Raw genomic sequence first — 9,742 nt, 5'->3', positions numbered from 1 at the left:
TTTCTACATCTGATAATTGTGCCATAATGCTTACTACCAAAAAATAAAGATGCGGTATTTTTTAGATTTTATCAAAAATCAAAACTCTTGATTGGTTTGACGTGGGCTTATTTGGTATTAATCCTGATAAAAGAAAAGCAAATAGAAGTTTGTCAGAAATTAAGAATTAAACAAAACACTGTTTAAAAATATTTATGCTTATATTAAACAACATATAAACCTAGAAAAACGATTAAATATTGTGCGCCCATTATATCTCATTTTGTTTTTTCTCTACTGCTGCATCTTATATGCTGAAGCCCAGGTTCCGGGATTTTATATGAGAGAAGAAGAAAAAAAAGTTGAATTACCCATCATAGTATCCAATAACCTGGTCATTATACCTCTCTCGATCAACAACGGACCTCCTGTTAACTTCCTGTTGGACACAGGGGTTAAGACCAATATTTTGTTTAGCAAAACTTTCGGAAATTATATCGGGCTTAATTACACAAGAAAACTTGATTTGGTCGGCGCAGATGGACAAGTCATCCTGACAGCCTCCGTTTCACCCAACAACTACATTGACATGGGGCCATTAGAGGGGATTTTTCAAACACTCTTGGTATTGGATGAGGATTTTATGGAATTGGAACAAGTAATTGGGATACCGGTATTTGGGGTGATCGGATACGAATTTTTTAAATACAATCCCATCAAAATTGATTATGACAGACAAAAGATTACTTTTTATGCCAATGACATGATGAAAAGAAAGCCTTTTGGTTTCAAAAAAGTAAACATCAAACTCGACAACAGTAAGCCATACATTAGCGGAAAAATAAAGCAAACCTCCAATTCTGAATTAGAAGGAAAGCTGTTGATCGATATCGGTGCCAACCACGGCTTACTCTTGAACAGGGAAACTACTGACCAAATACTATTGCCAAAAGAACACCTACAAAGTGATTTGGGGCGATCATTGGGAGGTGATTTGTTTGGTTTTGTAGGACGAACTTTTCTTTTGGACATCAATGGCATCAAATTTAAAGATGTGATTACTTCTTTTCCTGAGGAGACGGAATTCAGTTATGTCATCCGGGAAAGCGGAAGACAGGGCAGTATCGGCTCGGAGATTTTAGGAAGGATGACATTGATTTTAGACTACAACAGAGAAAAAATGTACATCAAAAGAGGAGAGACCTTTTCTGTCCCTTTTGAATTTGATATGAGTGGCATCACCCCGAGACTGATGCCGGTGGATGAAAAAACAATCTATGTGACTCAGATTAGGGAAGGCTCTCCTGCATATGAAGCCGGTATCCGGGTTAAGGATGAATTCTTTGACATCAATAATATTCCGATAGCATTTTGGGAACTTCCTGATTTGATCAAATTGTTCCGCTCAGAAGAAGGCAAGGAAATAAAAATAACAATGAAACGGTTTCTTGATGAGAACCCTGAAAATTTTGAGTTGAAGGAGTATAGATTTAAACTTAAAAGACAGATTTAATCCTCTTGTATCAAAGATTTCAATAAAATCTTTGTTGATGTTGTTATCCGAAGAGTTGTATATTTGGATGAATGTAATTTGGGTTGGGTTCCCTTCTGCAGAAGAGGTCTCAATGAATTCTTTGATTGTTTATGCCGGACAGTGCAAAAGTTTCTTTTCAGAATATTCTGCTTACCGTAAAAAAGTATGAAGACGGCAGGTTTGAACTGCTATATGTTTCCTCCGAAATAAGAAATATTCTGACCGAGGGAGAAAAGTTTTATGAGGAGGCCTTCTTCGAAAAATCATTTCCTACACTACCTCAGCCTTTTTTTGAATACCTTTTTAATATCCTTGGCAATGGGGACAAGATAATCTGTCCGCTGACATGGAGACAGCAAAACTTCAAATTGGTACAAGTGGAAGGCTATGTGATTTCTCAGGAAGACAATTCGTACCTTATAAATGTTCTGATATCTCAGATACCCTTTGACAGCCATGTAAAGTTTTCCTGGATAATGGACAAATCCAGAGGGAATGTTTTTACAGGGATCCATTCGGGGAATATTCTCAGGTCGGTATATGAATGGAAATCTTATTTTTTTTCAAAATTCAATTTTATTTCAGAATCCAGTTTTAATGAATTTCTTGACAATCCTAATACATCCATTCTTACAATATTTCCCGGACATATTTATTTGTCAAAGAAGGTATTGAACAGGGACCACGATTTGATCCAACTTGAATATGGAATTGATCCTGGCAGCCAAAAATCTGCATCAGTTTTGCAGGATACCCAAAAAGCCCCAAAACAGGCACCGATTTTTTATGAATATGACTTAAAAACAGATCAGATTCATTTTTCAGGAAATCTGGAGGGAATTCTTGGCCATGACCTTGGTTTTTTTGAAAATTTTACTTCCAAAGACTGGATCAGTTTGATACATCCCCTTGACCGACATTACTTTAATAGAGGGTTTGATCATGATTCCAAAATGATTTATAGAATCAACCATGCCAACGGAAAGTATGTCTATGTACAAGATGAGGTCAACAAACTTTTGGATGACCCAAACAGCTCTGGGATTTCATTGGGAATAATCACCGATATCACCGCACTCAAAGAAATCGAAAAGGATCTTTTGGAACATAGAACCATCCTAGATCAGCTAACCGGCGTGGTGCCAGGCATGGTGTATATGCTTAAGGCTTATCCAGACGGAACCAGAAAGTTTGTATTTGTCAGTGAGGGCAGTAAAAACCTTTGGGAACTAGAGCCCTTGACCATCATGGAGGATGATTCTTGTATTCGTGTCTTGATACATCAGGAGGACTTGGAACATGTAGAAATGGCTGATAAAACGGCATTTCAAAAAGATCAAAAATTTGAAAGTACTTTTCGAATAACTACTCCTTCAGGGAAGATCAAATGGGTTTATGGTGCCTCTAACAGGCTCAGGCAATTTCCTAAAGAATCCATTTGGGCAGGTGTATTTATTGATATTACTTATACCAAACAGAAAGAAACCGAATCGTATTCCCTGCTAAACAGGTACAAAGTTCTTTTTGATGAAAATCCACTACCCATATTCCAATACGACAGTAAGGGAATTATCCTTGATATGAATAAGCAGTTTATGAGGAAAGTGGAGGTGAAGGATCCATCAGAAATGATCGGAAAAAACATGTTTGAGCTCATCAAGGGCCATCCTATAAAAAAGGCATACTTGGACAGCATCGAAAAAGGAATGGGGTTTTATGAGGGACCATATATCACTCATTTTTCCAAAAAGCTATTTCATGTACGGGTCAACGCCAAATCTATTGATGATGGAAAAGTGTTTCAAGCCATTTTAGAGGATATTAGCGACCAGCAATATGTATCTAATATCCTATCGGAATTGACCGAACGGACGTCAAGATTCAGTGGGCAGGAGTTTTTTGATGCTCTGACTTCATTTCTCTCAGAAAAATTAAATATGTCCTATTGCTTTATAGCAGAAGTGGACGAAAAGAAACAAATAGCCAATATCCTTTCTTATTATAAAAAAGGGCACAGAGCTACCAATTTTCAGTATTCATTGATCGATGCACCCTGTTATGACTGTCTGATTTCAAATAATCCTTTTATAATCCAAAACGGTGCCTCCATCAAATATCCCAATGACAAAGGCTTGGTCGATATGGGGATTTCCACCTATATGGGTGTGCCGATCATGGACATCGACAAAAACCGTCTTGGAATCCTTGTCTTGATGGATGAAAATGACCATCCATATAGTTTGGGTCTTTCAGGATTATTGACGGTATTGTCCGATCGGATCGGAGCTGAATTGAACCGTCTGCATTTTGAAAAAAGACTTATTTCTTCAGAATTACTTTTTCGAAGTATAGCAGAGAACTTTCCAAATGGTACTATTGAGATTCTTGATAAGGACTATAACTATGTCTTTACTGATGGAAAAGGTTATCAATCTTTAAATATTGATCAAAAAAAACTGATAGGTACGCCCCATCTTTCGATATATGATTCTGCCACTTCATTGAAAGTAAGTGGTTTTTTGGAAAAAGTCCTCGAAGGAGAATCTGTCATTTTTGAAGTTCTGGTGGACAACCAATACTATCTAAAAAACGGAGTTCCATTGGCCAACAGTTCCAACCAGATAGACAGGATCCTATTGGTTACCCAAAACATCACAGAATCCAAGATTGCCGAATCCGAACGGGAAAGGCTAATCAAGGACCTTAAATCCCAAAATGAAGAACTTCAGCGGTTTGCCTATATCATCTCACATAACCTCCGCGCACCTATTGTCAACATTACCTCCCTCCTGGACTTATACAACCATAAGCATCCTGCAGATGGGGAAAATATTGAAATCATTGAAAATCTTAAAATCTCCACCCAGATTCTGAACAGCACACTTGAAGATCTGATTGAAGTGGTTTCGATTAAAAAGAATAAGCTGCCTAAAATAGAAAGAGTCAGCTTCAAAAAGCTTCTCAAAAACATTGAAAGAAGTCTTTCCAAACAATTCAAAGAATCCGGGGCCGTAATAGTAAGTGATTATAGCAAAGCTCCCCATATCAATTATATCTATTCTCACCTGGAAAACTTCATCATCAACCTGACTACCAATTCCATCAAATACAAACATCCTGACCGAAACCCGGTCATTGAGATCAAATCTTACCAAGAGGAAGGATTTACGGTAATTGAATTCAGAGACAATGGTATAGGCTTGGATCTGGAGAGATATAAGGACCGGTTATTTGGATTATACCAGAGATTTCATTCGCATGTCGACGGCAAAGGATTGGGACTATATCTGATCCGCGAACAAATAAGGGCACATGACGGCAACCTTCAGGTAGAAAGTACCGTGGGAGTAGGGACCACCTTCTACATTCATCTAAGAAATATGAAGGCAAATTTCCCTGAGGAGAAATAAACGCATTGATAACCTATAACAAGAGATAATCCCATCAAAATCTTAATTTTGTGAATTCTTAAACAAATCTAAAAAATGAAAAAAGCACTCATTCCTATTTTGATCATCGTTGTGGTAGGCATCTTTATGTACACCAAAGCGGTAGGTGTCTATAACATGTTTGTCCAAAATGAAGAAACAATCAACGGACAGTGGGCTGAAGTCCAAACCCAATACCAAAGGAGGGCAGACCTGATCCCGAATCTTGTAAATACAGTCAAAGGATATGCTGATTTTGAGCAAGAAACATTGACCGGAGTCATCGAAGCGCGAGCAAAAGCAACTTCCATCAATATCAATGCGAATGACCTGAGCCCAGACAAAATCGCTCAATTCCAACAGGCGCAAGACCAGCTAAGTGGTGCGCTTAGCCGGCTATTGGTTACTGTTGAAAAATACCCTGATCTCAAAGCCAACCAAAATTTCCTTGATTTACAGGCCCAACTTGAAGGTACTGAAAACAGGATTGCGGTTGCGAGAAGAAACTTTAACCAATCAGTCCAAAGCTATAACTCAGACCTACGAAAATTCCCAAACAATCTTTTTGCAGGTTGGTATGGGTTTGAAACCAAGGGTTATTTCGAAGCAGCCGCCGGTGCTGAAAATGCGCCGACAGTACAATTTTAAGGAAAATGGCAGAAAATCTCTTTTCTCAAGAAGACAAAAACAGGATTGTTTCAGCGATTGCAGCAGCTGAAATGGCGACTTCAGGGGAAATTCAGGTACACATTGAAAACCACTGCAGCTCTGATGTCTTGGACAGGGCTGCGGAGGTTTTTGAAACCCTCAAAATGCACAAGACCAAACAAAGAAATGCTGTGCTTTTTTATCTAGCAGTTGCAGACCACAAGTTTGCCATCCTGGGAGACTCTGGCATCAATAAGGTTGTTCCTGAAAATTTTTGGGAAAAGATTAAAGAGGACATGGCAAAATCCTTTAAGGAAAACGCATTCACCGAAGGCTTGTCCAATGCCATTGAAGCCTGTGGTCAGCACCTAAAAGCTCACTTTCCTTATGATAATGAAGGAGACATCAACGAATTACCGGATGAAATTTCCTTTGGATAACAGCATCATGATCTATAAATATTCCCTTTCAATTTTATTGTTCCTATTCTTAGTCGGAAATATAACTGCACAGGGAGATTTTCCGGCAGTACCTAATCCGCCAAAATTGGTCAATGATTTTACAAATACCCTTTCTTCAAGTGAGGTTGCCAATTTGGAAAACAAACTCGTAGCTTACAATGACAGCACTTCTACCCAAGTGACCATCGTGATAATCCGCTCTGTCGGACAGTATGATATAAGTGATTATACATTTCAACTGGGTGAAAAGTGGGGCATAGGTCAAGCGAAGCTAGACAATGGGGTTTTGATTTTGGCAGCAATGGATGACAGGAAAGTATTCATAGCCACTGGATATGGGATGGAAGGTGTTTTGCCTGATATTTTGGCAAAAAGAATTGTTGACCAGATAATTGTGCCAAATTTCAAAATGCAGGCCTATTATGATGGATTAGACAAAGCTACAGATATGATATTCAAATTGGCTTCAGGAGAATATGAAGCTGAAAAAGTGACCTCTACCGGAGAACATGGAGGTGCAATTATCTTCTTTTTGATATTCATTTTTATTTTCGTCATCCTTCCTATGATCAAAAACAGGAAAGACAATGACAACCATATGGGAGGCAAAGGAGGTGGAATAGATCTATTTACCACCATCATGCTCGCCAACATGCTCAAAGGTAGTGGCAAAGGCAAATTTGGGGATTTTTCATCAGGTCGCGGAGGATTTGGTGGAGGCGGAGGCGGATTCGGAGGATTTGGAGGTGGCTCTTTTGGCGGAGGCGGAGCTGGAGGCAGCTGGTAATCATGTGTATTTCATGAGTAAGTTTAGGTATTTTCTGTCAAGCTTCTGACCATACCAATCCTCATAATTGACATCTTGACGTCCGGAGTTCAGAATTCCAAAAGTTCCGGAAAACTCCCATATTCCAAATCCTATCCCGTTTTCATGTAAGATATCCAACACATCTTCAAACCAAGCCAAAAACACATCATGGGGGGTTTTGTTATAAGCACCGCATTCTCCACAGTGAACTCCTACCCCCATTTCCAATAATGCAACCCAAGGTGCATAATACCTTTCAAGCATTTCTCTATTATACATTTGACCATTGAATTCACCGGGCCAAACTGGAGGAGAAAGTGTTTCTGTTTCCTTATACACCCATGATGCCTGATAATGAGAGACAATCATAGGATGATAGGCACGGCAGCTTTGACCAATGTCAAGGTCAGCAAATTCAGGGACAGCAATTCCACCACCTCCGTTACCGTCTGCTATGACCAACCTAGATGATTTGACATTTTTTATGGTTTCCACCGCAGCTTTTGCTACACGGTAATAATCTTCCACCGGGACAGGCCCTCCCGGCGAATGCTGGTCATTGACATCTTGTCGCATAAAAGGCTCATTGACCAGATCAAAACTCAGTTTTTTGGAGCTGATGTATTTATATCGTTTCGCCCACATTTCCCAATGCGCACAAAAAGCATCCAATGCCTCCTGATCTTTCCAAAGGTTATAGGGTTCTACAAAGCCGGCATTGATACAAAAGCCGGGAGCTCTATGGAGATTAAGGCTTACATGAAGGCCTTGCTTGTGGGCCTGAAAAACAAGATTGTCTATTTCCTCAAGCCTTCTTTCATCGAAATTCAGAACATCTTCTGCCAAAATCGGTCTAGACCTGTCAAAATCAAGGTATGAAGGATAGGAAATTGGAACCCTGACAAAATCAAATCCCCAATCAGCCATCCATTTGAAATGCTCGACCGGGTTTTTCCTTCCCTTGTCAGCATCAGGATTGAAAAAATCCAAAAGGTTAAATCCCCTCCATTTTGGAAGTTTGTTTTTAGGTTTTGCCAATTGTGAAGCAATGCTATTATTGGCTCCCAATGTCAAACCCGCTGCTATCAAGCTGGATTTGACTAAAAAATCTCTGCGGTGGTTGCTTTTAAAATTTCCCATATGACTGAGCTATTGTTAGATCAAATTATAGAACAATACCCATTTATCAAATCAGGATAACAAAAAAGGCTTCAAATTAACATTATAAAGGTTTTTAATTATTTTGCAAGATTATATTGTAAAAAACCTATTGATTTTTTCCTGCGGCGATTACTGCTAAATCAACCATATCACTACCCTTTTCAAGCAAGATGTTTGCACAAGTGATCAAGGTGGCACCTGTTGTCATGACGTCATCGACAAGCAAAATCTTTTTCCCTCTAACAGGAAAATTCGGATCAACATCAAAAACCTCTGCAACATTTTCAATCCTCTCCATTCTTGACTTTTTGGTTTGGGTTTCTGTAAACTGCAGCCTGACCAAAGATAAGGCCACCGGAGTGCCCAAAGATTCTGATAGTGCACTGGCAAATTGCTCACTTTGGTTATAGCCTCTTTTTTTCTGTTTTAAAGGGTGAAGAGGAACTGGAGTTATTTGATCCCAATTATGAGTGAATCCATTTTCCCTTAGAATATTTCCGTACAATCTTCCCAATTCAACTCCTATTTCCGGCTTGTTTTTGTATTTCAATTGGTGTAAGAGACTTTGGCTTGACCCTTTTTTGGAAAACCTTAAAAAAGACATTACCAAATTGGGTTTTGTTAGGCCCATGATTTTGGTTACCAATTCATTGTTTTGAGGCCTAAGGTGGTAATTTGTAACCGGCAGGCCCGCAATACATATTTTGCACAACTGATCTTCAAAGTCAAAAAGACTTCTTTTGCATAGACAGCAGGTTTTCGGAAAAACCAATGCCAAAAAATCTTCAAAAAACGTAGAATACATTTTCAAAATAAAGAGTTCTAACTGAATGACTGTAAATACCTGTTATATTTGCAATTGACTAAAACCACCTTAAAATTTAATGAATTTAATAGAAGAATTCAATGCCTATAGAAGCGAAATGAATGAAAAAATCATGGCTTCAGATAATAAAGTTATCAAGCGATTTTTCAACCTAGATACCAATACCTATGCAGAAGGTGCCTTGGATATCAAAACCAAGGAAATGATTGGTTTGGCCTGTTCTATGGTTTTGCGCTGTGACGATTGTATCAAGTACCATCTAGGCAAATCACATGAGGCAGGATTGAATAAAGAACAGATTTTTGAGGTTTTTTCGATTGCAACCATTATTGGAGGATCTATTGTCATTCCGCATTTGAGAAGGGCTGTAGAATATTGGGAATTATTGGAACAAGAAGGGAAAAGTGATGTTTAAAAAAGACCTTGATCTTGAAAAGCGGTGGAGTAAGCTATTGAAGGGTATGGAAGAACTTATCGGCAAAAAGCCCAATGACTTGAATGGAGTACTGTTTTTGATTGGTGTGCAGGAATTAGGACAAGGAAACAGGAATTTTTCCAAAGAACAGAAACAAGACCTGATGCATATTGCGGTGTGTCGCCTATTGAGTATCGACGGCTACTACGAGTTTGTTGGCCGTGATGACGAGGGTTGGCCGCACTACAAGGTCGTGAAACCCCTTCGCACAACCGGCGTAAAAGAACAGGAAGACCTGCTCAAAGAAAAAACCATCGCTTACTTCAAGGAATTAGAATTGGAGAATGGCGGTTGGGAAGGCAATTAAAAAAGAGTATTCAATCAAGTACAAATGAAAAAAAGTATTCCGGCCATTTCAATTATCCTGGCCCTTCTCGTCCTCAGCTTTTTGAGTTGCAACCGCAACGCCAGCCAATACGTAG

The 9,742-nt window shown here is 39.0% G+C and carries 9 protein-coding genes; 7 read left to right on the top strand and 2 right to left on the bottom strand.

Translation table 11 applies throughout. The annotated features are described in order from the left end of the window. The first annotated feature begins 241 nt into the window (after nt 1-241). The 5 genes from ACZFYI_RS10145 (at nt 242) to ACZFYI_RS10125 (ending at nt 6,837) form a co-directional block, all read left to right on the top strand. Entirely contained in the window at nt 242-1,492 is a 1,251-nt protein-coding gene (locus tag ACZFYI_RS10145; protein WP_462524015.1) for a retropepsin-like aspartic protease, read from the top strand. A gap of 131 nt (nt 1,493-1,623) precedes the next feature. After that, nucleotides 1,624-4,923 (top strand): ATP-binding protein, encoded by a 3,300-nt coding sequence (locus tag ACZFYI_RS10140; RefSeq protein ID WP_462524014.1) that lies wholly within the window; start codon nt 1,624-1,626, stop codon nt 4,921-4,923. A gap of 75 nt (nt 4,924-4,998) precedes the next feature. Next, complete coding sequence (locus ACZFYI_RS10135) at nt 4,999-5,589, top strand: LemA family protein (protein ID WP_462524013.1); 591 nt, start codon at nt 4,999-5,001, stop codon at nt 5,587-5,589. 5 nt (nt 5,590-5,594) lie between these two features. After that, complete coding sequence (locus ACZFYI_RS10130) at nt 5,595-6,029, top strand: TPM domain-containing protein (protein ID WP_462524012.1); 435 nt, start codon at nt 5,595-5,597, stop codon at nt 6,027-6,029. After that, complete coding sequence (locus tag ACZFYI_RS10125) at nt 6,010-6,837, top strand: TPM domain-containing protein (RefSeq protein ID WP_462524011.1); 828 nt, start codon at nt 6,010-6,012, stop codon at nt 6,835-6,837. Before ACZFYI_RS10130 ends, ACZFYI_RS10125 begins: the two co-directional genes overlap by 20 nt. Here the strand turns inward: ACZFYI_RS10125 and ACZFYI_RS10120 are convergent, their stop codons facing one another. Together ACZFYI_RS10120 and ACZFYI_RS10115 are read right to left on the bottom strand one after the other, a co-directional pair. After that, the gene (locus ACZFYI_RS10120; protein WP_462524010.1) at nt 6,838-7,998 is read right to left on the bottom strand and encodes a glycoside hydrolase family 5 protein; all 1,161 of its coding nucleotides are present in this window, start codon (nt 7,996-7,998) and stop codon (nt 6,838-6,840) included. Nucleotides 7,999-8,125: 127 nt separating this feature from the next. Beyond that, nucleotides 8,126-8,623: a ComF family protein gene (locus tag ACZFYI_RS10115; protein ID WP_462524009.1), complete on the bottom strand. Its 498-nt coding sequence runs from the start codon at nt 8,621-8,623 to the stop codon at nt 8,126-8,128. A gap of 280 nt (nt 8,624-8,903) precedes the next feature. On the opposite strand from ACZFYI_RS10115, the gene ACZFYI_RS10110 reads away from it, so the two are divergent. Beyond that, nucleotides 8,904-9,260 carry a carboxymuconolactone decarboxylase family protein gene (locus ACZFYI_RS10110; protein WP_462524008.1) on the top strand — a complete coding sequence of 119 codons (357 nt, stop codon included), beginning with the start codon at nt 8,904-8,906 and terminating at the stop codon, nt 9,258-9,260. Then, the gene (locus tag ACZFYI_RS10105; protein ID WP_462524007.1) at nt 9,253-9,627 is read left to right on the top strand and encodes a hypothetical protein; all 375 of its coding nucleotides are present in this window, start codon (nt 9,253-9,255) and stop codon (nt 9,625-9,627) included. The genes ACZFYI_RS10110 and ACZFYI_RS10105 overlap by 8 nt, the downstream gene beginning before the upstream one ends. The last annotated feature ends 115 nt before the right edge of the window (nt 9,628-9,742 follow it).

Source organism: Aquiflexum sp., assembly GCF_977115555.1.
This window is presented reverse-complemented; position numbering and strand designations above follow the sequence as displayed.